This window comes from Novosphingobium sp., assembly GCF_031417815.1.
GTDB lineage: Bacteria > Pseudomonadota > Alphaproteobacteria > Sphingomonadales > Sphingomonadaceae > Novosphingobium.
This window is the reverse complement of the sequence record NZ_JANOWI010000023.1, coordinates 1-26,068: the sequence shown is the minus strand read 5'-3', so window position 1 is coordinate 26,068 and position 26,068 is coordinate 1. Positions and strand designations below refer to the sequence as shown.

Below are 26,068 nucleotides of genomic sequence, written 5' to 3'. Positions count from 1 at the left end.
AAAAAGCTCCGTGGCCGGAAAGCGCCCGGTCGGTTCAGGCTGGAGCTGCCGTGGGTATGATCGGAAGCACACATCACTGCCGCTTGTGGCAGTTTGCCGCCATGTAGGACAGCCAGGATTGGTCGCGACGGATTGCGCCGACTGATCTCCCCGCCGGGGAGCGGTTAGGGGTGGGGGTTCGACGCCAGCGTGGACGCGCTGCCTTCCGGCCTCGCTCCCCTAGCCCTAGCCCCTCCCCGGCGGGGAGGGGAACCTGCCCCAATTCAACCGAAGTCGGAAAAACGCTAGGGGTTGGAAGCCCACCCTGCCTCGGCTAGAGGTTGTTCCATATGCAACAGCTTACGCAACTCGAGACGACGCTGATCGAAAGCGTCGATGCCACGCCAATGCTGGGCCAGGTGCAGGCGTGGAGCGCGATCAACACCGGCACCGGCAACCTTGCGGGTCTTGCGAGCCAAGCCGCTGCGCTGGCCGATGGCTTTGCTGCCCTGCCCGGCGCGGTAACGCTGGAACAGCCTTCACCGGTCAAGGCGATTTCCCCCGGCGGGGCCGAACTGCCAGTCGCATACGGCCAGCATCTGGTGCTGCGGGTGCGGCCCGCGGCAGAGCGCCGTTTTCTGCTGACCGGACACATGGACACCGTCTTCCCGGTGCACGATCCGTTCCAGGACCAGGTCTGGCTTGACGACCAAACGCTGAACGGCCCCGGCGTGGCCGATATGAAAGGCGGGATCAGCGTGATCCTTGCCGCGCTGAAAGCCTTTGAAGGCAGCGCAGCGGCGGCCGCCGTCGGCTATGACGTGATGATCAATGCGGATGAGGAAACCGGCAGCCTGTCCTCCGCCGCGCTGATCGCGCAGTTGGCGCGCGGCAAGGCGGCGGCGCTGACCTATGAACCCAGCGCACTGCCCGATGGCACGCTTGCGGGCGCGCGCGCGGGCAGCGGCAACTGGTCGCTGACGGTGCGCGGAAAATCGGCCCATGCCGGGCGCAATCCCGATGATGGCCGCAATGCGATTGTAGCCGCCGCCGCATTGGCGCTGGGCCTCAAGGCACTGCACCGCGACGGACTGAGCGTCAATCCGGCCAGGATCGACGGCGGCAGCGCCAACAACGTGGTGCCAGATCTGGCCGTGTTGCGCTTCAACATTCGCCCACGCGAGATTGTAGCGGCCGACGAATTCCTGATCGCACTCAAAGTTTTGATCGCGCAAATTGAGCATGAACACGAAGTCAGTGTGCACCTGCACGGCGGGATCAGCCGTCCGCCCAAGGTGCTTGATGCCCGCGCCGAAAAGCTGTTCGGGATCGTGGAAGAATGCAGTGCGTTGCTGGGCCAGCCGATCACCCGCGTCGCTTCGGGCGGGGTCTGCGATGGCAACAACATCGCCGCCTGCAGTGTGCCGGTGGTCGATACCATGGGGGTGCGCGGCGGTGCGATCCATTCATCTGACGAGTTCCTGATCGTCCCCAGCCTTGCCGAGCGCGCGAAATTGTCTGCGCTGGTCCTTCACCGTCTTGCCATCGGAGCACCGCTTTGACTTTCGTGATCCGCGCCGCGCGCGCCGACGATCTGCAACACCTGTACGAAATGGCCAAGAGCACCGGCGGCGGCTTCACCAACCTGCCACCCGATCGCAAGGCGCTGATCGCCAAGCTCGACCGGGCGGCCGAGGGATTTGCCCGGACTGAAGAAACGGTTGGTGACGACCTGTTTCTGTTCATGCTGGAAAACACCGAAACCGGCGATGTGCGCGGTACCTGTCAGATCTTTTCTGCGGTCGGGCTTAAAGGACCGTTCTATTCCTATCGGATCGGGGCATTGACCCAGCACAGCGAAGAGCTGGGCCGCACCTTCCGGGCCGACATCCTCAACCTCTCAACCGACATGGAAGGCCTGTCTGAAGTGGGCGGGCTGTTCCTGCATCCGGGCGAGCGATCGGGCGGCCAGGGCATGCTGCTGGCGCGCAGCCGCTATCTGTTCATCGCCAAGCACCGGGCGCGCTTTGCCGACAAGACCTTCGCCGAACTGCGCGGGGTGATCGACGAGGCTGGCGGATCGCCCTTCTGGGACGGGGTTGCGGGGCGCTTTTTCGGGATGAGCTTTCAGGAAGCGGACGAATTCAACGCCAAATACGGCAATCAGTTCATTGCCGATCTGATGCCCAAGCACCCGGTCTATATCGCGATGCTGAGCGAGGCTGCGCGCCATGTGATCGGCTTGCCCCACCCCAGCGGCCGCGCCGCGATGCGGATGCTGGAAGGCGAAGGCTTCTCCTGGGAAAACTACATCGATATCTTCGATGGCGGCCCGACCATGACCGCGCGGACCGACCAGATCCGCTCGATCCGCGAGGCCAGGGACGATATGATCGTCGCCATCGAAGATGGGCTGGGTGATCACAAGGCGGGCGAAAAACGCCTGTTTGCCAATGGCCAACTGGGTCAGTTCCGCGCCGCCTATGGCTGGATGGATGCGCGCGACGACGGGATTGCAATCGATCCTGACTGCGCCCGTGTGCTGCGGGTCGAACCCGGCCAGAGCCTGACTCACGTGGCCCGGTGGTGAGCGTGGAGCTGACCGCCACCTGTCGCTGCGGACAACTCGCCGTGCGGGTCTCGGGCGAACCGCTGCGCGTATCGGTGTGTCATTGCCACGAATGCCAGCGCCGCAGCGGCAGCGCCTTTGCCTGGCAGGGCCGCTGGAACGAGGACGCCGTGGCCAGCGCCGGCGACGTTGCCAGCTGGCGCAACACCGGCACAAGCGGCGGCGCGGCGACGTTCAATTTCTGCCCGCATTGCGGCAGCACGCTGTTTTACACCAACGATAGCCTCCCCGGGCAGATCGCCGTGGCGATGGGCGGGTTTGCCAGCCAGCCCCAGCCCGCACCGCATTTCTCGGTCTATGAAAACCGCCGCCAGCCGTGGCTCGCGGTAAACGGCGACGATGTGGAGCACATGTAGTGAGCCTGGTGGAAATCAATTTCGACGGGATCGTCGGCCCCAGTCACAACTATGCCGGGCTCAGCCTCGGCAATCTTGCTTCGGCCAGCCACGCGGGCGATCCTTCCTATCCGCGCGCAGCAGCGCTGCAGGGCCTGGCCAAGATGCGGCACAACATGGCGCTGGGCCTCACCCAGGGCTTCCTGCTGCCCCTGCCCCGCCCCAATAGACGGTTCCTTGAAAGCATCGGCGCCGATGGCAGCGAGGACCGGCGACTGATGGCTGCGGCCTGGTCGGCCAGTTCGATGTGGACCGCCAATGCCGCCACGGTTTCGCCCGCGCCCGACTGCGCCGATGGGCGTTGCCACCTGACCGCGGCGAACCTGGTCACCATGCCGCACCGCAGCCAGGAATGGCCCGATACGGTGCGCCAGCTGCGACTGGCCTTTGCCGATGCCGCGCATTTTGCAGTGCACGATGCGGTTCCGGCCTGCTTTGGCGATGAAGGTGCGGCCAATCACATGCGGATGGGCACCGGGCATGATGCGTCGGGGCTTGAGATCTTCGTTTACGGCAAGACCGGCGGGGCCTTCCCGGCGCGCCAGCACGTTGAGGCCAGCCGCGTTGTGGCACGCCTGCATGGGCTGGATCCGGCGCGCTGCCTGTTTGCCGAGCAAAACGCCGAGGCAATCGCGGCTGGCGCGTTCCACAACGATGTGGTGGCGGTGGCCAACGAACGGGTGCTGTTTACGCATGAACAGGCCTTTGCCGATCCCGAGGGCACCTATGCAGCAGTGCGTGCCGCGCTTCCCGAAGCGGAGATCGTGGTGGTCCCGGCCGCTGCGGTCAGCCTGGCCGAGGCGATCAAATCATACCTGTTCAACGCCCAACTGCTCACCTTGCCCAGCGGCGAGATGGGTCTGGTGATCCCGCTTGAAGCCTGGGAGCATCCCAGCGTGCGCGGCTGGCTTGATGGCATGCTCGCCGCGAACGGCCCGATTCGGCGGGTGCTGCCGGTCGATGTGCGCCAGTCGATGGCCAATGGCGGCGGCCCCGCCTGCTTGCGGCTGCGGGTGGTGGCCGATCCTGCCACGGTCGATCCGCGCTTCCTGCTCGACAGCGATAAGGCCACCCGGATCGAAGCTATCATCGCCGCGCACTGGCCCGAAACGATTTCTCCGGCCGATCTTGGCAACGAAGACCTGGCCCGGCGCGTTATGGTTGCGCGCAGTGCCTTGCTGGATGCGCTGGACCTGGCCGAACTGGCCTGATCGCGCTGTCGGAAAAGCTTACAGATGCCGCGCGCGGTAACCATCGTCTTGCATGGAAATCTGCGGCTGGCATGATCGTTGCTCTACCAGGTGTTAACGAATCGGGGAATCCATGTTCGAGAAGATCAAGCGCCTGTTTGTGATCAAGACCCCGGTCGAGGCGTATCTCATCATCTATGCGCTGGCGCTTGGCGCGATGGAGCGCGGCAAGCTGTACCTCGATCTCTACCCCGGCTTTGGCGGCAAGCTGCTGTTTGTGGCCTGCAGCGGCGCGGTGTTCATGGCCGGCGGCAAGATCCTCGACTGCCTCAAGCACGAGAAGCGCCTCAAAGAGCAGGTCGAAGCGGTGTTTTGAGCCCCGGAGCGGTCAGCCGCTCCTGAATTGCTCCAGGCCGGAGCGAAAATGGTCAGGATCGAGAACCGGCGCGCAGCGTACTTCAGTACGTGAGCACCGGAAGCGCAGCTCGTGGCATTTTGCAGCTCGGCATGGGGCAATTCAGGAGCGGCTGAAGTGGGGGTTTCTGTTGCTACGTACCCCCGGACGCCCGGTTTCCGATTCTGTTACCCGGTTCGGTCCGAACCGTGCTGTCGTTTTGTAAATTCAGGCCGTGAGGCCGTCACATTACGCCGCGAGAGCAAGTGCTTCGTTGTCGTTGGCACTTGTGAGTTTTGAGCCTTGAAGCGGGTTACTCAGCCCGGGTAAAAACTGCGCTTTTCAACACACGTCGATCCTAGTTCGGCCCCAACATGACCCCTGCGACAACAGGAGAGGTGGTGGAGCCGCCGGGTACCGCCCCCGGGTCCGCTGCATCTATTGCACGCAACAATTTATCACCATATCCGGGCAGGCCCGGCACCGCTCAATATAGGCGCAATCGGGTAAATGAAAAGGGCGGAGGAAGCCTGTGCTTCCCCCGCCCCGGGTTTTCCATTGGAAATCCGCTATTTCTTCAGCGAGTCACGGATTTCGGTGAGCAGATCGACTTCGCTCGGTCCGGCAGCATCGGGCGCCGGCATCACCTTGTTTGCCTGGCGCACGATCAGGAAGATCACGAAGGCCAGAATCACGAAATTGATCAGCGCGGTAATGAAGCTGCCCCAGGCGAGCACATTGGCCCCGGCTTCCTTGGCCGCAGCCAAAGGTGTGCCTTCAGCGACGTTGCCGCTGAGCACCATGTACTTGTTCGAAAAATCGGTGTCCCCGACCACGGCGCCGATCAACGGCATCAGCACATCATCGGTCAGCGAGCTGACGATCTTGCCAAATGCGGCACCGATGATCACACCAACCGCCAGATCGAGCACATTTCCGCGTGCGATGAAGGTCTTGAATTCACTGAGCATGGCGCATTTTTCCCTCTGATATTGTCCCGGGAGCGTGACTGCCATCGATTGCAAAGCCCCGCAAGCTTTCATGACGCCAATGATATTTCAAGGCCTTGCGCTTGAAGTGGGGCTGCTTCACGCTACATTCCCTGCCAGCCGCGGATGCTCGATCCGCCCATGACAAGGAACCTCAGGCCCATGTCCGCATCGTTTCCCACCCAGTTCTCGCGCGCGATGATCGTTGCCGTTGGTGCCGCCGCGGTAGCAGGTTGCGGGGTCAATTCGATCCCGACCGCCGAAGAAAAAGCCAAGGCCAAATGGGCCGACGTCCAGGCCGCGTTCCAGGAACGCGCCAACCTGATCCCCAACCTGGCCGCTGTGGCCAAGGGCGCCGCCGCGCAGGAAAAGGGCATCCTGACCGGCGTGGTTGAAGCCCGCGCCAAGGCCACCAGCATCCAGCTGAGCCCCGGCGATCTGACCGATCCGGCCAAGATGAAGGCCTTCCAGGACGCGCAAAACGGCTTTTCCACGTCGATGATGGGTTTTGGCCGCCTGCTCTCCAACGTCGAGGCCTATCCCGATCTCAAGTCGATCGAGAATTACCAGACGCTGCAAAGCCAGCTTGAAGGCCAGGAAAACCGCATCCGTGTGGCGCTGCGCGATTATAACGAGGCGGTGCGCCAGTATAACACCGAAATCCGCACCTTCCCCAGCGTGATCGGCGCCAAGGTGATCTATGGCTCGAAGCCGATGGTGCCCTACCAGGCGGTGACCCCGGGGGCTGAGGCCGCACCCAGCCTCGAAGGCAAGATTTAGGACGCGAAAATGACCATGGGGCCCCGCCCCTTCGCCGCTTCGGCTCCCGTACTGGCTCGCATTTTGGGCGGCCTGCTGATGCTGGCCGCCCTGCTCGTCCCCGGCTGGGCGGCCGCGCAGACCTTTCCGCAATTGACCGGTCCGGTAGTCGATGCCGGCAACGTCATCCCCGATGATGTCGAGGCGCGGCTGATGCAAAAGCTGACGGCCTTCAACCAGCAAAGCGGACGGCAATTGCAGGTGGCGACCGTGCCCGACCTGCAAGGCTATGAAATCTCGGACTATGGCTACCAGCTGGGCCGGGCCTGGGGGATCGGCGACAAGGACAAGAACGACGGCGCCATCCTGCTGATCGCCCCGGCCGAGCGCAAAGTGCGGATCGAGGTGGGTTACGGGCTTGAAGGCACGCTGACCGACGCGCTGTCATCGCAGATCATCCGCCGCGATATTGTCCCAAGGTTCAAGGCCGGGGACATGCCCGGCGGGATCGAAGCGGGTGCCGACGCGCTGATCGCGCAATTGCAGCTTCCCCCGGATCAGGCGCAGCAGGTGGCCGCACAGGCCGCCAAGGCGACGAAATCGAGCGGAATCGATCCCGGCTTCATCATCTGGCTGATCATTTTCGCGCTGTTCTTCGTGATCCCGATGATCCGCCGCCTGGCCGGTGGACGGCGCTATCATTCGAGCGGGCTGGGGCCGATTATCCTGTGGAACGTGCTTGACGGGATGAGCCGCGGCGGTGGCGGCGGCGGAAGTGACTGGGGCGGCGGCGGTGGCGGCGGCGGCTGGGGCGGCGGCGGCGGCAGCTTCGGCGGCGGCGGCTCGTCGGGCAGCTGGTAGGAGGCGCACATGGCAGCCAAATTCATTCTGACCGAGGCCGATCGCAGCGCCGTCAGCGCAGCGGTCGCCCGCGCTGAAGAGCAGACCGCAGGCGAGATCGTGACGATCATGGCCGACCGGTCAGACCAGTACCACGATGTCGCGCTGTGGTGGTCGGCCTTTGCGGCCTTTGCGGCGCTGGCCGTGCTGGGCTGGTTCTCGCCGTTTTACCTCGCGCTGATCGATCGCTTCACCGGCGGGTGGCAGACAGACTGGCACCCGGGCGAGGTGCTGGGTCTGGCACTGGTCGCGGTGGTGCTGAAATTCATCGGCATGTACCTGATCCTGCTGTGGAAGCCGCTGCGATTGGCGCTGGTCCCCGGCGCGCTCAAACATCGCCGGGTGCGCGCCCGTGCGGTGACCAGTTTCAAGATCGGCGCGGAACGCCGCACCCATGGCCGCACCGGGGTGATGATCTACCTCAGCCTGGCCGAACACCGTGCCGAGATTGTCGCCGATGAAGCCATTTCCAGCCAGGTTCCGCCCGAAGTATGGGGCGCGGCGATGGCCAGCCTGATCGGCGAAATCCGCCAAGGGCGCGCCGGACATGGTCTGGTGCTGGCGATCGAAGCGGTTGGCGCCGTACTGGCGCAGCACTTCCCGCGCGCTGAAGGCGACATAAACGAATTGCCCGACCGGTTGATCGAGGTTTAGCGCCTCCCCCTCACCGGGAATTCCCACCAGAATCGTCACCCTGAACTTGTTTCAGGGTCCATTTCTCCGCACAGACCGATGCGTGTCGCGTAGCCATGTCGCACCGTCTGGCGCTCCTCGGCGAGCGATGGGCAACTGGCGCGATGGACCCTGAAACAAGTTCAGGGTGACGGCGTTGGCGGTGAGGAGTGATGATGACCGACGAACCCGAGGAAGTGCGCTGGGCGGGCAAATTCATCACCGCGCGGACCCGCGGCAAGTGGGAATATGTCACCCGTGCGCGCGGCATCCGGGCTGCGGTGATCGTTGCGATCGATGATGCGGACCACGTGCTGCTGGTCGAACAATACCGCGTGCCGCTGCAGCGCCTTTGCCTCGAACTACCAGCCGGTCTGATCGGCGATGATGATGGCGGCGAAGGTGAAGACGCGCTGGATGCCGCCGCGCGCGAACTGGAAGAAGAAACCGGCTACCGCGCCGCACGGATCGAGAGCCTGGGTGAATTCTATTCCTCTCCCGGCATGGTCAGCGAAAGCTTCTCGCTGGTGCGCGCGCACGGCCTGACCAAGGTTGGCCCCGGCGGCGGCACCGAGGGCGAGAATATCACCGTCCACCGCGTTGCCCGCGCGCACTTGCCGCAATTCGTGGAAATGGCCCGCGCGCGCGGATTGGGGATTGACGTCAGGCTGCTGATGCTGCTGGCTCCGCATCTACTGGAAGGAAAATGACATGAGCGGACGCGTTGCAGGCAAAAAGGCTTTGATTACCGGCGCGGCACAGGGCCTTGGCGCAGCGCAGGCGATGATGCTGGCGCGCGAAGGGGCGCAGGTGCTGCTGGCCGATATCAACGCCTCGGGCGCCGCGGCGCAGGCCGATGCGATCAACGTGGCGCTGGGGGCCGGGCATGCCCACGCCGTGGCGCTCGATGTGACGCAGGAAGACCAGTGGGTCGAAGCGATCGAGGCTGCGGCCGAACTGATGGGCGGCCTCTCGGTGCTGGTCAACAATGCCGGGGTGGGCGTGCGCGGCAATATCGAGACCTGCACCCTGGCCGATTGGCAGCGCGGCTTTGCCATCAATGTCGAATCGGTGTTCCTCGGCTGTCAGAAGGCATTGCCGCTGATGAAGGAAAGCCAGCCTGGATCGATCGTCAACATCTCATCCATCGCCGGGCTGATCGCCAGCGATACCATGCCCGGATACAACGCCAGCAAGGCGGCGGTGTGGATGCTGAGCAAATCGGTAGCGCTGTACTGCGCCAAGATGGGCTGGGATATCCGCAGCAATTCGGTCCACCCGACCTTTATCGATACCCCGATCCTCGATGGCATGGTCGCCTCCACCGGCAAATCCAAGGAGGTGATCATGGACAAACTGGCGCGCCAGATCCCGCTGGGGCGTGTTGGCCAGCCCGACGATATCGCCAATGGCGTGCTCTATCTGGCGAGCGACGAAAGCCGCTTCATGACCGGCGCCGAGCTGAAACTCGACGGCGGCATCTCGGCGATGTAAACGGGGTCAATGGGAGAGAACACCACCAAGCCGCGCCCGCGCCAGATCCGCGTTACATCGTTCGATGTCGCGGCCGAAGCAGGGGTCAGCCAATCGACCGTCAGCCGCGCGCTGGCGGGCGATCCGGTGGTGAGCGAAGCGACCCGGCTGCGCGTGACCGAGGCGGCCCGCAAGCTCAACTATTTCGTCGATGAAAACGCCGCGCGGCTGCGCACCGGGCGCACCGGCACGCTCGCCGTTGTGGTGGTCTGCCGCCCCGGAGAAGACCGCAAGGACCTCAACCCGTTCCACTCCGCGCTGCTCGCCTCGCTGTGCGGCGCGGCATCGCTGCGCGGATACGAAACGCTGGTAAGCTTTCAGGACGGGCCGGAAAACTTCAACGGCCGCTATCAGGAACAGCGCAAGGCCGATGGGCTGGCGGTGATCGGGACGACCGAGAACTATTCGGCGTGGGAATATTTCCGCGCGCTCAGCAGCCAGGGCATGCATTGGGTGTGCTGGGGGGCACCGTTTGACGATGTTGAATGGATCCGCTCGGACAATCACGGCGGGGCACGGCTCGCCACCCGCCACCTGATCGAACAGGGTTGCCGCAAGATCGTCTGCATCGGTTCGGAAACCTCGCCTCAGCGCCAGTTCGGCGAACGTTATGACGGCTATGCCGAAGAAATGCGCGCCGCCGGGCTGGAACCGGTGCTGATCGCGATCGACAAGGGCCACGCCCGCGAGGAACAGGGCCAGCGCGCGGTGGCGGCACTGATCGAGCAAGGTACCGAATTCGACGCCCTGTTCGCGGTCTGTGATCCGATCGCGCTGGGCGCGCTGGATGAATTGCACGCCCGCAGTCTGGCCGTTCCCGCCACAGTAGCGCTGGTCGGTTTCGACGGGATCCGCGCCGGAGCCTATTCGGCCCCGCCGCTCACCTCGGTCGAACCCGATTTCCGCGCCGCGGGCGAAATGATGGTCGACAAGCTGATCGCGGCCATCGCCGGCGAACCCCACGAAGCCCGCCGCGTGCCGGTGCGGCTGCTGGTGCGCGAGAGTTCGCGCAAGGCGTAGAGCAAAGTGTGACTACTTGTAGTCACACTTTGCCAGTGCTACCTTGCAGCCAAGGAGCAAGTCCGATGGAAATGTCGATCCGCGAATTCAAGGCCAAGATTTCGGCTGCGGTTGCTGCGGTTGAACGCGGCGAAGAAGTCATCATCACCAAGCATGGCAAGATCGTGGCTGAAATGATCCCTGCACGAGCCAAGAAGTGCAAGCTAAATTTCGAGGCACTCGACGCCTATTTGAAGGAACAGGGGCTCGACGATATTGAGGTTGAGCTTCCCGACTATTTCGATGATCCAGTCTATAGCCGCAAGGTGCTGGGGCTTGAAGATTGAGGCTGCTGCTCGATTCGCATTATTGCTTGTGGTTAACGCTCCGGCGCGATCGTTTACGCCCCGCCGAGTTCGGTGTCCTTGTCGATCCCGACAACGAACTGGCGTTTGCGAGCGCATCGATCTGGGAACTACAGATCAAATGGGAACGGAGATTCGTCTCGGGCGAGCGCAAGGGCGAAGCTAGTCCGCTACAGATCCTGCGCGGGCTGCGTTCGGTCAACATCGCTTGCGTTGATCTAACCGCTGAAATCGCCGCCAGCGAATTACGTTCGCCGATCCAGCACGGCGATCCGTTCGACGCATTGCTGCTAACCATCGCGCAGGAAACCGGCCTCAAGCTGTTCACTCGCGATGAAAAGCTGCGCGGGCACCCTTTGGCGTATCACGCCGAGTAAGCGCCCGCGCGGTTTTGTTTAATAGCGGTAGTGATCGGGCTTGAACGGACCCTGCGCCGGAACGCCGATGTAGTCAGACTGCTTCTTCGACAGCGTGGTCAGCTTGACCCCCAGCTTTTCCAGATGCAGCGCCGCAACCTTTTCATCGAGGTGCTTGGGCAGCACGTAGACGCGGTTTTCGTATTCGTCGTTCTTGGTGAACAGTTCGATCTGGGCGAGCGTCTGGTTGGTGAAGCTGGCGCTCATCACGAAGCTGGGGTGGCCGGTGGCGCAGCCCAGGTTGACCAGCCGGCCCTTGGCCAGCACGATGATCTGCTTGCCGTCAGGGAACTCGACCAGGTCGGTGCCGGGCTTGACCTCGGTCCACTTGTAATTGTCGAGCGCGGCGATCTGGATCTCGCTGTCGAAGTGGCCGATGTTGCAGACGATGCTCATCGGCTTCATCGCCTTCATGTGCTCGGCGGTGATCACGTCCTCGTTGCCGGTGGCGGTAACAAAGATATCGGCGCGGGTTACCGCTTCTTCCATGGTTACGACTTCGTAGCCTTCCATCGCCGCCTGCAGCGCGCAGATCGGATCGATTTCGGTCACCATCACGCGGGCGCCGCCGTTGCGCAGACTGGCCGCACTGCCTTTGCCGACATCGCCGAAGCCGGCCACGCAGGCAACCTTGCCGGCCAGCATCACGTCGGTGGCGCGGCGAATCGCGTCGACCAGGCTTTCCTTGCAGCCATAAAGGTTGTCGAACTTCGACTTGGTGACGCTGTCATTCACGTTGATCGCGGGGAACGGCAGCTTGCCGTCCTTGGCGATCTGATAAAGCCGGTGCACCCCGGTGGTGGTTTCTTCCGAAACACCCTTGATGTGCGCGACCGACATGGTGAGGTAGCCCGGCTTTTTCCTGAGAAACTCCTTCAGCGCGCGGACGAATTCAATTTCTTCGGCATTGCTGGGCTCGAGCATCGGTTCGCCCGCTTCGACCCGCGCGCCCCACAGCGCGAACATGGTGGCATCGCCGCCATCGTCGAGGATCATGTTGGCGGTGTGGTCCCCCCAATCGAAGATCCGGCCGACATAGTCCCAATAGTCGGTCAGGCTTTCGCCCTTGATCGCAAACACCGGCACCCCGGTGGCAGCGATTGCGGCGGCGGCGTGATCCTGGGTCGAAAAGATGTTGCAGGTCGCCCAGCGCACTTCGGCACCCAGCGCGGTCAGCGTTTCGATCAGCACCGCGGTCTGGATCGTCATGTGCAGCGAGCCGACGATGCGCGCGCCCTTCAAGGGCTGCGAGGCGCCGAATTCTTCGCGCAGGGCCATCAGCCCGGGCATTTCGGTTTCGGCGATGCGGATCTCGGCGCGGCCGAAATCGGCCAGCGACAGGTCGGCGACGGCATGATCCGGGGCGGTAATTGCGGCAGTGGCCACGGGCAAACTCCTGGGTTCGAAACAAACTAAGGGCCTGCGCCCAATGACGCCGCCCTTAGCCGCTCGCCCCTTCGGAGGCAAATATAAAGAATTCCTTATGTGTTTTTGCGCGGAGCGCGATCAGCGCAGCCAGGCGAGGCTCCGCGCGCGATTGTCGAGCAGTTCGTCAGCGGCGGCCTGCAGCGGTTCTACCCCGCGCATGTCGGCCAGCGACCCTGCCACCTGCTTGAGCTCGCGGCAGCCCAGCCACGGATGCCCCTGCCCATACTGGTTGGCCATTTGCGTGCTCAGCCGGTCAAGCGCCCGGTTGGCCGCAGCTGCACCATAACGGGCGACCATTTCCTTCTTCATCGTCGCGGCGGCGGCGTTGAGTTCGGACAGGTGATTGGTGGTGAAGCGGCCGTATTCGCGGTTGAAATTGTCCGAAGTGGTGCGGCAGCGCAGCCCCGTCACCATCAGCATGATGTCCAGCTTGCGCAGCTTTTCAGCCTGGCTGAAGCTTCCGGCGCTGACCGGAAACGATACCAGCAGTCCCGCTGCGGCAAGGCATGCCGCGACCCGATTGAAGTTCATGTGCAGTCTCCCTCCGGGGTGTTCCCCGCAAGACTCACTGTGCCCAAACACGTTTACCGCTTGTTGAAGCGGGGCGGTAAAGCGAAATTAACCGCGATTTGGGCCGTTGCGGCGCGCCAAAGCCGCCCTATATGCTGATCTCGACAGGCATTCCCCCCGCACCTTTGAAGGAGAACGAACATGGCCATTGCAGTTGGCGACAAACTGCCCGACGTGAAGCTGGTCAAGGCGACCGAACAGGGCCCCGAAGCCGTGCAGAGTGCGGACTATTTCGCCGGCAAGCGCGTGGCGTTGTTCTCGGTCCCGGGCGCCTTCACTCCAACCTGCTCGGCCAAGCACCTGCCCGGCTTCGTTGATAAGGCGGCTGATCTGAAGGCCAAAGGGATCGACGAAATCGTCGGCACCGCGGTCAACGATCCGTTCGTGATGGGCGCCTGGAACAAGGCTTCCGGGTCTGACCAGATCACCATGCTGGCCGATGGCAATGGCGATTTCGCCGAAGCGCTGGGCCTGACGATGGACGGCAGCGCCTTTGGCCTCGGCAAGCGCGGCCAGCGTTTCTCGATGGTGGTAAACGACGGCACGGTCGAACAGCTCAACGTCGAAGCGCCGGGCGAATTCAACGTCTCGAGCGCGGAACATATGCTGGGTCAGCTTTAGGCTTGGCATTCACTTCCCCCCTCCCCAGCGGGGAGGGGCTGGGGGTGGGGGCTCAAGGTTTCGATTTGATTCCTCGGTCGAACCCCCATCCCAACCCTTCCCCAATGGGGAAGGGTTCTTTGCGCTTTGAAGCGATCCTGCAGGCTCAGCCGCCCGGCAACGCGTAAGTCACCGTCGATTGCCCAACCAGGTTGTCAGGCTCGTCCTGCCACAATTGCACATCGACCGTCGCCAGCCGCCGCCCCAGCTTGAGCAGCCGCGCATCGGCGTGGAGCGTGCGGAACTGCACGCCGCGCAGGAACGAGAAATTGAGGTTGCTGGTCACCGCCATGGCGACCGGGCCGATGTGCGCGAGGATCACCGCATAGGCGGCGCGGTCGGCCAGCCCCATCTGGGTTGGGCCGGAGACGAGGTTGCCCGGGCGCAGGTTGCGCGCCACCGGATCGAATTTCAGCCGCGCCCAGCCCTGCCGGATCTCGATCACATCGTCATGCGGGGGACCCTCGTCACCAGGAAAGGCCTCGCGAAAGAACGCCGCCAGATCGGCAGTGCTCATTACGGGATCCGGCAGCCCGGCCACGCTCAGTACCCCATCAGACTGAGCACTTCCTTGCGGCTGCTCTGATCGTCAAGGAAACAGCCCATCAGCCGGCTGGTGACCATGCCCACGCCCGGCGTCTTGACGCCCCGCCCGGTCATGCAGCCGTGCTGCGCTTCGATCACCACCGCCACGCCTTGCGGGTGAAGGTTGTCCCAGATGCACTGCGCCACTTCGGCGGTCAGCCGTTCCTGGATCTGCAGACGTTGGGCAAAGCCCTGAAGCACGCGCGCCAGCTTCGAAATCCCCACCACTTTCTGGTGCGGCATATAGGCGATGTGGGCCTTGCCGGTGATCGGCGCCAGATGGTGTTCGCAGTGTGACTGGAAGGGGATGTCCTTCAGCAGCACCAGTTCATTATAGCCGCCCACTTCTTCGAACTGGCGCCCCAGGTGCTGGGCCGGGTCGCTTTCATAGCCGCCGCAGTATTCCTTCCACGCACGCGCCACCCGCGCCGGCGTATCGATCAAGCCTTCGCGCGCGGGATCATCGCCCGACCAGCGGATCAGCGTGCGGATCGCCTCCTGCACATTGTCGGGCACCGGGATCTTGTCCATCGGGCCTTCGTCGGGTCCATCGTGATCACAGCTCATTTGCGTCTCCATTCGCGGGCACGGCTCAGCAATCCGCTGCGGCTGAACAGCCCTCGGCGCTTGCTGAAAGGCTCGAACAGCTGTTCGGGCCGTTCGGGATCGAGCAGCGCCTGGTCTGCCACGGTCCGTTCGGTTTCGGTCAGTTCGCGCAAGGCAAACTGTTCCAGGCGCTTGCCGGTCCTGGGCGCACCCTCGATCAAGGCAATCATCGACGGATTTTCGGCCAGCGCCGCTTGCACTGCCTTTACCGTCATGCCGGTGTGTTCAGCCAGCAGCTTGAAGCGTAGCCGCTCGATTGGCTTGGCCGCATGCGCATTGCCCGCGCGCGCTGCATCGATGAACATATCGCATTCGCTATCCAGCCCCATCGACCGGTTGTTCATATTGGCCGAGCCGATCCGCAGCACTTCATCATCGACGATCATCACCTTGGAATGGACATAGATCGGGGTGCCGGCGGCATTGTGCGGCACAAAGATGCGGAACCGGTTGCCGGGATCATAAGCGCCGATCGCGTGGCACAATTGCACCCGCGCACCGTCCATCGCCGCCTGTTCAAGCCACCCTTCGGCGCTGACCGGGTTGATCAGCACGATCTCGGGCGGATCGGGCTGCGCCATGCGTTCGGCAATCGCTTCGGCCACCGCGCGCGAGGCGAAATACTGGCTTTCAGCATAGATGAGCTTTTTGGATCGGGCGATATGCTCGACAAACAGGCGCTCGATTTCGCGCTGTTCGGGCGCGCCGCGCCACGCCGCCCGGGTCCGAGCAATGCCGATCTCGACGTCTTCGAATTCGGCCTTCAGATGAACCGGCCACGCCGTTTCGCGCTGCGGCTGACACGGCTTGATCGGATCGCCGCCAGCAATCACCCAGCGCATCCGGCCAAGGTCACCAAGCGCGCCAGCCGCCGCTCCCTCAACCAGCATGGTCAGGTCGTGCCACGGGCCATAGAGCTTGTTGCTGTAGGGCCGCCGGCGCCGCGGATCCTGCTCACGGTGTTCCGGCGTGTCCCAGCGATCGCTGGTCATGTCGATCCCGCCGCACACGGCAAACGTATCATCGATAACCACGATTTTCTGGTGATGGCTGCAGCCCAGCGGATGCGCGCCGTCAAATTTGAACACGATCTGGCGGTGCAGCAACCAGCGCAGCAGATCGATGATCATGGTGCCGCGAAAAATGAACTTGAGCGCGCCGAAGTTCCATTTGAGCACGCGCACATCAAGGTTGCGGTTGCGTTCGCACAGCCAGATCATGAAAGGCCCCAGCCGGGCCGGAGCCACCGCCCGGCGCGGCAGGTTCCACAGCCGCCGGCCCGGCCCCAGATGCATGCGCGTATCAAAATCCCAGCCGATCAGATGGATCTGCTGGCGCGCTGCAATCATCGCCTTTTGCATCAGCGCATAATAGTCCGCCGCATCGACAACGACATGCGCCCGGCTCGCCCGGGCGAAGCGCCAGACCGATGGCGATGCGGATTCGTCTGGCTCCATGGGCCACCTCTTATCGGCACCGGGCGGCTTCGTCACCTGCGCGTTTGGCGCTGCATTGAATGGTTGCGCCCGGTGCAAGGGTGCTGTTAACCTGCGCAATAAAATTACTCACCTGCAGGAGAGCGGCCTTGCGCGCCACCCCCGATTTCGATTTCGACCTGCCCGAAAGCGCGATGATGATCCGCGCGGCGGCGGGCCGCTTTGCCGATGAAAAAATCGCGCCGCTGGCCGCGCGCGCCGACGCCGAAGACTGGTTCCCGCGCGACGAATTGTGGACCGCGATGGGCGATCTTGGTCTTCACGGCATCACCGTTGAAGAGGAATGGGGCGGGCTGGGCCTGGGCTATCTCGATCATGTGATCGCGGTGGAGGAAGTCAGCCGCGCCAGCGCCTCGATCGGGCTCTCCTATGGGGCGCACAGCAACCTGTGCGTCAACCAGATCCGCCGCTGGGGCAATGACGAGCAAAAGGCGAAGTACCTCCCCAAACTGGTCAGCGGCGAACATGTCGGCAGCCTCGCCATGTCGGAAGCGGGGGCCGGATCGGACGTCGTCTCGATGAAATTAAAGGCTGAAGCAGCGCAGGGCGGATATCTGCTCAACGGCACCAAGTTCTGGATCACCAACGCTGGCCACGCCGATACCCTGGTGGTCTATGCCAAGACCGCGCCCGAAGCGGCGAGCCGGGGGATCACCGCCTTCCTGATCGAGAAGGACGACGAGGGTTTCAGCATCGGCCAGAAGATCGACAAAATGGGCATGCGCGGCAGCCCCACGGCGGAACTGGTGTTCACCGATTGCATCATCCCTGAAGACCGCATCATGGGGCCCTTGCACGGCGGCGTGGGCGTGCTGATGAGCGGGCTGGATTATGAGCGTGTGGTGCTCGCGGGGCTGCAGCTTGGCATCATGCAGGCCTGCCTCGATGTGGTCATTCCGTACCTTCGCGAACGCAAGCAGTTCGGCAAACCGATCGGCGCGTTCCAGCTGATGCAGGCCAAGGTGGCGGATATGTACGTCGCGCTGCAATCGGCCCGGGCCTACACCTATGCCGTCGCCAAAAGCTGCGATGCCGGGCACACCACCCGGTTCGATGCGGCCGGCGCGATCCTGCTCGCCAGCGAAAATGCCTTCCGCGTTGCCGGCGAAGCGGTGCAGGCGCTGGGCGGCGCGGGCTATACCAAGGACTGGCCGGTCGAACGCTATCTGCGCGATGCCAAACTGCTCGACATCGGCGCGGGGACGAACGAGATCAGGCGGATGCTGATCGGGCGCGAATTGATCGGGGCGGCAGGATGAGCGCCCCCGTCCTTACCACCACACTCAATCCCGATGACCCGCAGGCGCAGGCCCGCGCCGCGCACAACCGGGCGCTGGCCGAAGAACTGCGCGCAAAGGTGGCTGCGGCCGCGCTGGGCGGCAACGAGAAGAGCCGCGAGCGCCATACCGCGCGCGGCAAGTTGCTGCCGAGGGAGCGCGTCGAACGCCTGCTCGATCCCGGCTCCCCCTTGCTCGAGATCGGGCAGCTGGCGGCAGGCGGGATGTATGACGATGAAATCCCCGGGGCCGGGATCATCACCGCGATCGGCCGGGTTTCGGGCCGCCAGTGCATGATCGTGGCCAACGATGCCACGGTCAAAGGCGGCACCTATTACCCGATGACGGTCAAGAAGCACTTGCGCGCGCAGGAGATTGCCGAGGCCAACCATCTGCCGTGCATCTATCTGGTCGACAGCGGCGGGGCCAACCTGCCGCACCAGAGCGAGGTTTTCCCCGACCGGGATCACTTCGGGCGGATTTTCTACAATCAGGCCCAGATGAGCGCCAAGGGCATCCCCCAGATCGCCTGCGTGATGGGCAGCTGCACCGCTGGCGGCGCTTACGTTCCGGCGATGAGCGATGAAAGCGTGATCGTGCGCGGGCAAGGTACGATCTTTCTGGCCGGGCCGCCCTTGGTCAAGGCCGCGACCGGCGAGGAAATCAGCGCCGAGGATCTGGGCGGCGGCGATCTCCACGCACGCAAGTCCGGCGTGGTCGATCACCTCGCCGAAAACGACGAACACGCGCTGACTATCGTCCGCGATATCATTTCACACCTCGGCCCGCGCCACGAGCATGGCCTGCCGCTTAAAGACCCGCGCGCGCCCAAGTACGACGCCGAGGAACTCTACGCGGTTGTGCCCGACGATGTCCGCGCACCTTACGATGTGCATGAGGTGATCGCCCGGCTGGTCGATGGCAGCGAATTTCACGAATTCAAGGCGCTCTACGGCTCCACGCTGGTCTGCGGGTTTGCGCATATCTGGGGCATGCCGGTGGCGGTGCTCGCCAACAACGGCGTGCTGTTCTCCGAAAGCGCGGTCAAAGGCGCGCACTTCATTGAACTGGCCTGCCAGCGCAAGATCCCGCTGCTGTTCCTCCAGAACATCAGCGGCTTCATGGTCGGCGGCAAGTATGAGGCGGAAGGTATCGCCAAGCACGGCGCCAAGCTGGTCACCGCCGTCGCCACCGCCTCTGTGCCCAAGCTGACCGTGCTGATCGGCGGCTCATTCGGCGCGGGCAACTACGGCATGTGCGGCCGGGCCTATTCCCCGCGCTTCCTGTTCACCTGGCCCAACGCCCGCATTTCGGTGATGGGCGGGGAGCAGGCGGCGTCTGTGTTGGCGACCGTCCACCGCGATGCGGAGACTTGGACCCCCGAACAGGCCGAGGCGTTCAAAGCCCCGATCCGCGCCAAATACGAGGACGAAGGCAACCCCTATTACGCAACCGCGCGGCTGTGGGATGATGGGGTGATCGACCCGGCGCAGACCAGGGATGTACTGGGGCTGGCCTTGGCGGCGGCGCTGGAGGCTCCGATGGCGGAGCGGCCGGCGTTTGGGGTGTTCAGGATGTGAGGAACGATATGAAAATTGAAGATGAAGAACTGGAGTCTTTCCCTACGAAAGACGACGAGTATAGTTTCTCGGATTGGCTCCGCGACAAAATGGCTGAAAAAGATGTGAGCATTGCCCGCCTGGCAGAGATGAGTGGAATTACTTATGTCGGTATTTGGAACATCGTTGAGGGCAATACGCGCTCGCCTCGTGATGAAACGAGAAAAAAGCTTGCCAAAGCGCTCCAATCAAAGATTCCAAAGGCCGTGGAAGAGGTGAGCGAGACGGAATCAAAGACGATTCCAGGATACGAGTGGTCAGATTTTACCCCAAGTGATTTAGAAACTGTGCCTGAAGAGTCAGGCATTTACGTTTTCTACGACATCACTGATCGGCCTGTATATGTCGGAAAATCCACCAAGAGTGTCAGACTGCGCGTTAAGGATCACATGTCACGGTTTTGGTTTAAAGAGCCGCTGGTTGTACGGGGAGCATTTCTCCATGTGCCTGATGCTGACACTTGTAACAAAATCGAAATGATCCTCATAAAATTCTTGGGCAAACACGCTCTCCTCAATACCAAGGGCGCGGTGCGGGATTTCGAGGATTAAATGATCCAATCCCTCCTCATCGCCAACCGCGGCGAAATCGCTTGCCGGATCATCCGCACGGCGCGCCGCATGGGCATCCGCACCGTGGCGGTCTATTCCGATGCTGACGCCAAGGCGCTACATGTGCGGCAGGCCGACGAGGCGGTGCATATCGGCCCCAGCCCGGCGCGCGAAAGCTATCTGGTGGGGGCGAAGATCATCGCTGCGGCCAAGGCCACCGGGGCTGAGGCGATTCATCCGGGTTATGGCTTTTTGTCCGAGAATGCTGAGTTTGCGCAAAGCGTGATCGATGCCGGCCTGATCTGGGTCGGGCCGAAGCCCGCCAGCATCACCGCGATGGGGCTGAAGGATGCGGCCAAGAAGCTGATGCAGGCCGCCGGGGTGCCCTGCACGCCGGGCTATCTGGGCGAAAATCAGGACCCCGCACACCTCGCCGATGAAGCCGCCAAGATCGGCTATCCGGTGCTGATCAAGGCGGTGGCGGGTGGCGGCGGCAAGGGGATGCGGCTGGTTGAAGCGCCGGCGGACTTCGCCGACGCCCTCGCCTCATGCCAGCGCGAGGCTGCCGCCTCGTTCGGCAATGACCACGTCCTGATCGAGAAATACGTGCTCTCCCCCCGCCACATCGAAGTGCAGGTGTTCGGCGATGCCCACGGCAACGTGGTCCATCTGTTCGAGCGCGATTGCAGCCTGCAGCGCCGCCACCAGAAAGTGATCGAGGAAGCCCCCGCCCCCGGCATGGACGAAGCGACCCGCGAAGCCGTCTGCGCCGCCGCCGTCCGCGCGGCAAAGGCGGTGGACTATGAAGGCGCGGGCACGATCGAATTCATTGCGGACGCCAGCGAAGGCCTGCGCGCCGACCGGATCTGGTTCATGGAAATGAACACCCGGCTGCAAGTGGAACACCCGGTGACCGAGGAAATCACCGGGGTCGATCTGGTCGAATGGCAACTGCGCGTGGCCAGCGGCGAACCGCTGCCGTTGCGGCAGGAGGAACTCAGCATCAACGGCTGGGCCATGGAAGCGCGGCTTTATGCCGAAAACCCGGAAACCGGTTTTTTGCCTTCGACCGGGCCGCTAGATCTGCTGCGGTTCGGCGAAGGCACCCGGATCGAGACTGGTGTCGAGGAGGGCGATGCCGTTAGCCCGTTCTATGATCCCATGATCGCAAAGATCGTAGTGAAAGCCTCTGACCGGAACTTGGCCATCGCCGATTTGGCGCAGGCGTGCCGCAGTGTTTCGATCGAGCCGGTCAAAACCAATGCCTGGTTTCTTGCTCGGCTATTGGATCGGCCCGAGTTCGTTACGGGCGATGTGACAACGGGCTTTATCGCGGCCAACCTTGATGTACTGACCGAGGCACCAAAGCCGCCTGGAGCCTTACTCCAGGCAGCGGCTGACAACGCGATATTCCACGATGATTTTGTGCAGGGCCGGGTAGGTGATCCAGACTTCGACAGACTCAGCGGACTGCTCGGCTTTCGGCTCAATGCCCCACTTAATTGCAAAGCTCGACTGCTCGTGAACGGGGACGAGACCACTGTCGACTACCAACCTGATGGCGGATGGGACTATTTGAATGGGCCGGGCGGCTGGTCTCAACTGGGACAGGTTACGATGCTGTTCGCCGACGGAGCAGCTTTCGAAACGCGCCCCTTCCGGCACGATGGCGGTGCCCACCATTCCGCCCACGATGGCGATATCCTCTCCCCCATGCCGGGCAAGATCATCGCGGTTGAGGTGAGCGAAGGCCAGGCGGTGACCAAGGGCCAGAAGCTGCTGACGCTTGAGGCGATGAAGATGGAGCACACGCTGACTGCGCCGTTCGATGGTGTGGTGACCGAACTGAACGCCACGCCCGGCGGGCAGGTGCAGGTTGAGGCCTTGCTGGCGCGGATCGAGGCGGGGGAATAGCCTCCCCGTAACGGGGAGGGGGACCATGCGCAGCATGGTGGTGGGGGCTATCGTCCTTGCGCCGCGTGTTTCGGCCAACCCCCTCCACCGCCGTTCCGGCGGTCCCCCTCCCCGTTCCGGGGAGGATCTGCCTCGCTACTTCGCGTTGACCAGAAACACCACATAACCGCGGAACAGCGGATCGCTTATCAACGCCGCAGGCTCGCGCCATTCCCCGCCCTGAACCAAGGCAACCTTGTGCGGCACCGGCACTCGGGCGAGTTTGGCGAGGTAGGCTTCGTAATCGGGGATCGTGCTGCGGCCCTGATAGCTTTGCACCACCACTTCATCGACCACGCCGCGCAGCAAGCCCAGCGCAGCGGGATCAGCGTTGGCGCTCCAGTCCATCAGTCCGGTGATCGACAGTTTCTGTCCGGCGGGAAGTCTGGCTTTCAGGGCCTCGAGGAACGCCGCATAATCTGCCAGCCCTTTGGCGGAGCTATCAAAATCGATCTGCAGCCCGGCCATGCGGTTGCCCGCTGCCTGCCAGCGCGCCAGTTCGCGCAGCACCCGCGTGGTAACCGCCGCGTCCCAATCAAGCCGTGCCGTGCGTACCACCAGCCAGACCTCGGCCTGCTTGACCTTCGGCACGCCGCGCAGCGAGACGAAACCGCTGGTCCGCCGCACTTCACCGGCCAGCAAGTAAAGCGTCTTGGCCCGCGCCAACTCCGGCCTTGGCTTGACCCCGGCCCACAGGAAAAACGCGTCGTAGTCCGCCGGATCGACCCGCGCGGGGGCCTGTCCGCTACAGGCGGTCAGCAGCGCCAGCAGGGAAAGCGCAGCGCGTTTCACCAGAAGTAGCGCAGCTTCCTGGCCCATTGGCTTGAGGGGTAATCGCGCTTCAGCTGATCGTACCACGCCTTGCGCTGGCTTTTGGGCACATCCGCCCCGCCGCAGGTGTTGTTGCCGCCCGGCGCATAGCACATCACCGCGCGGTACAGCGCATAGGCCTTGTCCGGGCCAGCCGCCTTGGGATTGGCGATCACGCTGGTGTAGATCGCACTGCGCGGCGTGGACTTGCCCGGGAACAGATCGGCAAAGCCGCCCAGTTCATCCGCCTTGCGCGGCGTATCGCCGATGTCCACCTGATCGAAGCCGTTGAGCCGCCAGAAATCGCCCAGGCACAGCCGCGCACTCACCGCCTGCGGATTGACGGCCAGCGCCTTCGCGGTCTGCGCCAAAGCCTGGCACGAATAGCCATCGGACCACTTGCCCTTGGTGAACAGGCCAAGTGGCAGATCCTGCTGATCGGGCAGGTAATACATGTAGCCATCGGTGCCCGCGCCGGGCCGGACCAGCGCCTGATCCTTGCCGAAGGCGGCGAAGTCACCGTGGGTCAGATCCTTGTGGAGTAGCGTAAACACCGCGAGATCGCGTTCGTACTGCGGCCGGGAGCTGTCTGCCGCGTTACCGCGCAGCATATCGGGAGCGGCAGCATTGAGAATCAACTGGCGGCGGATCAGGCTTTCGGTGATTGGCGATTCCTTGGCGAACACCGAAGCCAGCTTGCCGCTGCGCTCCCAGTTCATCGCCAGCCCCAGTTCTACCGTGGGGCGTTGCCACTGGCCCTTGGCTCCGCCCAGCAGATCGAGCCAAAAGCCCTCCTCGTTACGATCCTTGAGAGAAGCCAGCGCCTGCCCGCGCAGCACCTGGCGGCTGAACGCAAGGTTGGTGTAGCGGGCCTGCTTGGCATCATCGGGCAACAGCGTCAGCACCTTGCGCGGGTTGCCCCCGATATAGAACGCGTGGGTGGCCTGCAGGAACGAGAACAGCTCGGGCTGCGCGGCGAAGACCTCCTTCTGGGCATCGAGCTGCGCGGCGGAAAGCGTTGGCGAGAGCCACTCCTTGCCGCTCGGATCAGCCGCGCGGCGCATTTGCATCAGATCCTGCACCGCCAGCACCATCGCGCCTTGGGGCGGCACTGCACTGGCCGATGGGCTGAACAGCCACTTGTTGTCCACTTCATACACCAGATCGCCCGCTGCCGGATCGAATGGATCGATGGTGGAGAGCACGCGTTCGTATTCCCTGGCCAGCGAGGCGTTGTCCCCCGCCAGCCACAGCCCGCGCCGCACCAGTCCTTGCGCCGAGGCAGCATAGCGCCCGCTGGGCCAAGCCTTGAGATAGGCGGCATTGGCCACCAGTCCGCGCCTGACCGAAGACCGATCAACCTTGGCGAGATCGAAATCACCGTATTCGCTGAATGCGCCAGCCTGCGCGGCGGCATATTCGGTCCGGATCGAGAGATATGCGGCAGTTTCCCTGACCCACGGATCGCTGGCACTGCCGATTGCGGCCAGAGCGCTGCGAGTCTGGTCCCACTGCCCGGCATAAAAGGCATCGGCGGCCTGGATGTAGCCGAGGAATTCGCGGCCGGGCCGGCTTGATACAGTAGGCCAAGCGTCCAAGCCCGCCCTTGCGACGCCATCATTGCCACTGGTGCAAGTTACTTCGGAAACCGACCGCGCGGCCTTGAGGGCAGCGGCTTCGGCTACTGGCAAGCCTTTGCTGGCCTGCATGGCTGCCGCCAAGGCTTTGCTGGCCGCCGCAAACCCTGCGCAGCGGGTTCCGGCATAGGGTGCTGTTTCGCTGGCCTGCTCGCCCTCTTTTCCGGTCCTGACCGCATAATAGGCCGCCGCTGCGGGATCGAGAAATACGTCCCCGTACCCGGCGGTATCATAGCTGTCCTTCGGATAGGGCCGCGAGACCGTGTTCGGCCCGCCGCGATCGGCCAGCAGGAACGCAAGGTTGATCCGGGTATCATTGCCCGGGGTCAGAAATCCGCGGCCCTCACAGCTATTGCCGCTGCCGAACAGTTTCCAGGTGGGATAACAGCTGCTGTCCGAACAGGCCAGAGCGGCTGTTGAACCGGCGATCAGGCTTGCCGCCAGCAATGCCTTGTAACCAAACGCCTTCATCCCCGCCTCCATCCGCATGCCAGGCCGCGATGATTCCCGCGTTTGCGCCCCACGCGCAAGCAAAAAGGGGGCCGCCGCAGCAGCCCCCTTCATGTGTGTTTGCGCAAGACCCACCCCAACCCCTCCCGCAAGCGGGAGGGGCTAGAGTTGTTATCAGTCGTCGTTCTTGAGGAACGCCGGGATGTGGCTGGGCGCCGGGCCATCATCGCGATCGGGGCGAGGACCGCGATCGCCGCCGCCTTCGCGCCGGGGTCCACGATCACCGCCGCCATCACGGCGCGGACCACGATCACGATCACCGCCGCGGCCACCGCCACTGCCGCCGCCAGGGCGACGATCACCGCGATCGCCGCTGGGGCGATCACCGCGCGGTTCGCGCGCCGGACGGGTATCTTCCAGCTCGGCACCGGTTTCCTGATCGACGACGCGCATCGACAGGCGAACCTTGCCGCGCGGATCGATTTCGAGAACCTTGACCTTCACAGCCTGGCCCTCGGAAACCACATCGGTCGGCTTTTCGACGCGTTCGTTGCGCATTTCAGAGACGTGGACGAGACCGTCCTTGCCGCCCATGAAGTTCACGAAAGCACCGAAATCGACGATGGTGACAACCTTGCCGTCATAGACCTTGCCGACTTCGGCTTCTTCGACGATGCCCAGGATCCAGGCGCGTGCGGCCTCGATCTGTGCCGGATCGCTGCTGCTGAGCTTGATCAGGCCTTCATCGTCGATATCGACCTTGGCGCCGGTTTCAGCGACGATTTCGCGGATCACCTTGCCGCCGGTGCCGATCACTTCGCGGATCTTCGACTTGTCGATCTGCAAGGTTTCGATGCGCGGCGCGTGGGCCGAAAGCTCAGTCCGCGACGTGCCCAGTGCCTTGGTCATTTCGCCCAGGATGTGCGCGCGGCCGTCCTTGGCCTGATGCAGCGCGGCTTCGAAGATTTCGCGGGTGATCCCGGCAACCTTGATGTCCATCTGCATCGTGGTGATGCCTTCAGACGACCCGGCCACCTTGAAGTCCATATCGCCCAGATGATCTTCATCACCCAGGATGTCAGACAGCACGGTGAAATTGTCGCCTTCGAGGATCAGCCCCATCGCGATACCCGAAACCGGGCGCTTGATCGGCACTCCGGCGTCCATCATCGACAATGCACCGCCGCAAACGGTGGCCATCGACGA

At 63.4% G+C, this 26,068-nt stretch carries 27 protein-coding genes and 1 other RNA gene; 18 read left to right on the top strand and 10 right to left on the bottom strand.

Going from position 1 to position 26,068, the window contains the following annotated elements:
• Nucleotides 1-329 precede the first annotated feature (329 nt).
• The 5 genes from RMN99_RS06070 to RMN99_RS06050 all read left to right on the top strand — a co-directional run bounded on the left by RMN99_RS06070 (nt 330) and on the right by RMN99_RS06050 (nt 4,569).
• Nucleotides 330-1,541: a hydrolase gene (locus RMN99_RS06070; RefSeq protein WP_309622405.1), complete on the top strand. Its 1,212-nt coding sequence runs from the start codon at nt 330-332 to the stop codon at nt 1,539-1,541.
• Nucleotides 1,538-2,569, top strand: a complete 1,032-nt coding sequence (locus tag RMN99_RS06065; RefSeq protein WP_309622404.1) for an arginine N-succinyltransferase — start codon at nt 1,538-1,540, stop codon at nt 2,567-2,569. The genes RMN99_RS06070 and RMN99_RS06065 overlap by 4 nt, the downstream gene beginning before the upstream one ends.
• A gap of 2 nt (nt 2,570-2,571) precedes the next feature.
• A complete protein-coding gene (locus RMN99_RS06060) occupies nt 2,572-2,964 on the top strand; it encodes a GFA family protein (RefSeq protein ID WP_309622403.1) in 393 nt (130 codons plus the stop codon).
• Nucleotides 2,964-4,214: an N-succinylarginine dihydrolase gene (locus tag RMN99_RS06055; protein ID WP_309622402.1), complete on the top strand. Its 1,251-nt coding sequence runs from the start codon at nt 2,964-2,966 to the stop codon at nt 4,212-4,214. Before RMN99_RS06060 ends, RMN99_RS06055 begins: the two co-directional genes overlap by 1 nt.
• A gap of 112 nt (nt 4,215-4,326) precedes the next feature.
• The gene (locus RMN99_RS06050; protein ID WP_309622401.1) at nt 4,327-4,569 is read left to right on the top strand and encodes a hypothetical protein; all 243 of its coding nucleotides are present in this window, start codon (nt 4,327-4,329) and stop codon (nt 4,567-4,569) included.
• A gap of 192 nt (nt 4,570-4,761) precedes the next feature.
• Here RMN99_RS06050 and ssrA read toward each other — a convergent pair.
• Both ssrA and mscL read right to left on the bottom strand, forming a co-directional pair.
• Nucleotides 4,762-5,108: a transfer-messenger RNA gene (gene ssrA, locus RMN99_RS06045) on the bottom strand.
• Between the two features lie 48 nt (nt 5,109-5,156).
• Nucleotides 5,157-5,558, bottom strand: coding sequence for a large conductance mechanosensitive channel protein MscL (mscL, locus tag RMN99_RS06040; RefSeq protein ID WP_309622400.1), 402 nt, complete (start codon nt 5,556-5,558; stop codon nt 5,157-5,159).
• 180 nt (nt 5,559-5,738) lie between these two features.
• Here mscL and RMN99_RS06035 point away from each other — a divergent pair, with 180 nt between their 5' ends.
• From RMN99_RS06035 to RMN99_RS06000, 8 genes are all read left to right on the top strand, one after another.
• Nucleotides 5,739-6,356, top strand: coding sequence for a LemA family protein (locus RMN99_RS06035; protein WP_309622399.1), 618 nt, complete (start codon nt 5,739-5,741; stop codon nt 6,354-6,356).
• Nucleotides 6,357-6,371: 15 nt separating this feature from the next.
• Entirely contained in the window at nt 6,372-7,196 is an 825-nt protein-coding gene (locus tag RMN99_RS06030; RefSeq protein WP_405029547.1) for a TPM domain-containing protein, read from the top strand.
• Nucleotides 7,197-7,205: 9 nt separating this feature from the next.
• Nucleotides 7,206-7,889 carry a hypothetical protein gene (locus RMN99_RS06025; protein WP_309622398.1) on the top strand — a complete coding sequence of 228 codons (684 nt, stop codon included), beginning with the start codon at nt 7,206-7,208 and terminating at the stop codon, nt 7,887-7,889.
• A gap of 191 nt (nt 7,890-8,080) precedes the next feature.
• The gene (locus tag RMN99_RS06020; RefSeq protein ID WP_409035236.1) at nt 8,081-8,617 is read left to right on the top strand and encodes an NUDIX hydrolase; all 537 of its coding nucleotides are present in this window, start codon (nt 8,081-8,083) and stop codon (nt 8,615-8,617) included.
• Between the two features lies 1 nt (nt 8,618).
• A complete protein-coding gene (locus RMN99_RS06015) occupies nt 8,619-9,401 on the top strand; it encodes an SDR family oxidoreductase (protein ID WP_309622396.1) in 783 nt (260 codons plus the stop codon).
• A 9-nt stretch (nt 9,402-9,410) separates the two neighbouring features.
• On the top strand, nt 9,411-10,460 hold the full coding sequence (locus RMN99_RS06010) for a substrate-binding domain-containing protein (RefSeq protein ID WP_309622395.1): 1,050 nt from the start codon (nt 9,411-9,413) through the stop codon (nt 10,458-10,460).
• 65 nt (nt 10,461-10,525) lie between these two features.
• Nucleotides 10,526-10,786, top strand: coding sequence for a type II toxin-antitoxin system prevent-host-death family antitoxin (locus RMN99_RS06005; RefSeq protein WP_309622394.1), 261 nt, complete (start codon nt 10,526-10,528; stop codon nt 10,784-10,786).
• Entirely contained in the window at nt 10,783-11,181 is a 399-nt protein-coding gene (locus tag RMN99_RS06000) for a PIN domain-containing protein (protein ID WP_309622393.1), read from the top strand. Before RMN99_RS06005 ends, RMN99_RS06000 begins: the two co-directional genes overlap by 4 nt.
• 18 nt (nt 11,182-11,199) lie before the next feature.
• Here RMN99_RS06000 and ahcY read toward each other — a convergent pair whose 3' ends face one another.
• Entirely contained in the window at nt 11,200-12,606 is a 1,407-nt protein-coding gene (gene ahcY, locus RMN99_RS05995) for an adenosylhomocysteinase (protein ID WP_309622392.1), read from the bottom strand.
• Nucleotides 12,607-12,726: 120 nt separating this feature from the next.
• A complete protein-coding gene (locus RMN99_RS05990; RefSeq protein ID WP_309622391.1) occupies nt 12,727-13,179 on the bottom strand; it encodes an S-adenosyl-L-homocysteine hydrolase in 453 nt (150 codons plus the stop codon).
• A 180-nt stretch (nt 13,180-13,359) separates the two neighbouring features.
• Between RMN99_RS05990 and RMN99_RS05985 the strand changes: the two genes are divergently transcribed.
• Nucleotides 13,360-13,839 carry a peroxiredoxin gene (locus RMN99_RS05985; protein ID WP_309622390.1) on the top strand — a complete coding sequence of 160 codons (480 nt, stop codon included), beginning with the start codon at nt 13,360-13,362 and terminating at the stop codon, nt 13,837-13,839.
• A 145-nt stretch (nt 13,840-13,984) separates the two neighbouring features.
• On the opposite strand, the gene RMN99_RS05980 is transcribed toward RMN99_RS05985, so the two are convergent.
• The 3 genes from RMN99_RS05980 to RMN99_RS05970 are packed head-to-tail and all read right to left on the bottom strand — an operon-like array spanning nt 13,985 to nt 16,526.
• The gene (locus RMN99_RS05980; RefSeq protein ID WP_309622389.1) at nt 13,985-14,395 is read right to left on the bottom strand and encodes a PaaI family thioesterase; all 411 of its coding nucleotides are present in this window, start codon (nt 14,393-14,395) and stop codon (nt 13,985-13,987) included.
• A 26-nt stretch (nt 14,396-14,421) separates the two neighbouring features.
• Nucleotides 14,422-15,030 carry a GTP cyclohydrolase I FolE gene (folE, locus tag RMN99_RS05975; protein WP_309622388.1) on the bottom strand — a complete coding sequence of 203 codons (609 nt, stop codon included), beginning with the start codon at nt 15,028-15,030 and terminating at the stop codon, nt 14,422-14,424.
• A complete protein-coding gene (locus tag RMN99_RS05970) occupies nt 15,027-16,526 on the bottom strand; it encodes a phospholipase D-like domain-containing protein (protein WP_309622387.1) in 1,500 nt (499 codons plus the stop codon). Before RMN99_RS05970 ends, folE begins: the two co-directional genes overlap by 4 nt.
• 128 nt (nt 16,527-16,654) lie before the next feature.
• Between RMN99_RS05970 and RMN99_RS05965 the strand changes: the two genes are divergently transcribed.
• From RMN99_RS05965 to RMN99_RS05950, 4 genes are read left to right on the top strand one after another with little or no spacing between them, the layout of a single operon-like run.
• Nucleotides 16,655-17,824 carry an acyl-CoA dehydrogenase family protein gene (locus RMN99_RS05965; RefSeq protein ID WP_309622386.1) on the top strand — a complete coding sequence of 390 codons (1,170 nt, stop codon included), beginning with the start codon at nt 16,655-16,657 and terminating at the stop codon, nt 17,822-17,824.
• Nucleotides 17,821-19,422 carry a carboxyl transferase domain-containing protein gene (locus tag RMN99_RS05960; RefSeq protein WP_309622385.1) on the top strand — a complete coding sequence of 534 codons (1,602 nt, stop codon included), beginning with the start codon at nt 17,821-17,823 and terminating at the stop codon, nt 19,420-19,422. Before RMN99_RS05965 ends, RMN99_RS05960 begins: the two co-directional genes overlap by 4 nt.
• Nucleotides 19,423-19,430: 8 nt before the next feature.
• On the top strand, nt 19,431-20,012 hold the full coding sequence (locus tag RMN99_RS05955) for a hypothetical protein (protein ID WP_309622384.1): 582 nt from the start codon (nt 19,431-19,433) through the stop codon (nt 20,010-20,012).
• The gene (locus RMN99_RS05950) at nt 20,013-21,926 is read left to right on the top strand and encodes an acetyl/propionyl/methylcrotonyl-CoA carboxylase subunit alpha (protein WP_309622383.1); all 1,914 of its coding nucleotides are present in this window, start codon (nt 20,013-20,015) and stop codon (nt 21,924-21,926) included. It begins immediately after the preceding gene.
• Nucleotides 21,927-22,061: 135 nt separating this feature from the next.
• On the opposite strand, the gene RMN99_RS05945 is transcribed toward RMN99_RS05950, so the two are convergent.
• From RMN99_RS05945 to RMN99_RS05935, 3 genes are all read right to left on the bottom strand, one after another.
• Nucleotides 22,062-22,757: a DUF3142 domain-containing protein gene (locus RMN99_RS05945; RefSeq protein ID WP_309622382.1), complete on the bottom strand. Its 696-nt coding sequence runs from the start codon at nt 22,755-22,757 to the stop codon at nt 22,062-22,064.
• A complete protein-coding gene (locus tag RMN99_RS05940) occupies nt 22,754-24,883 on the bottom strand; it encodes a hypothetical protein (protein WP_309622381.1) in 2,130 nt (709 codons plus the stop codon). Before RMN99_RS05940 ends, RMN99_RS05945 begins: the two co-directional genes overlap by 4 nt.
• Before the next feature lie 153 nt (nt 24,884-25,036).
• A partial coding sequence (locus RMN99_RS05935; protein WP_309622380.1) for a S1 RNA-binding domain-containing protein occupies nt 25,037-26,068 on the bottom strand: 1,032 nt, incomplete at its 5' end.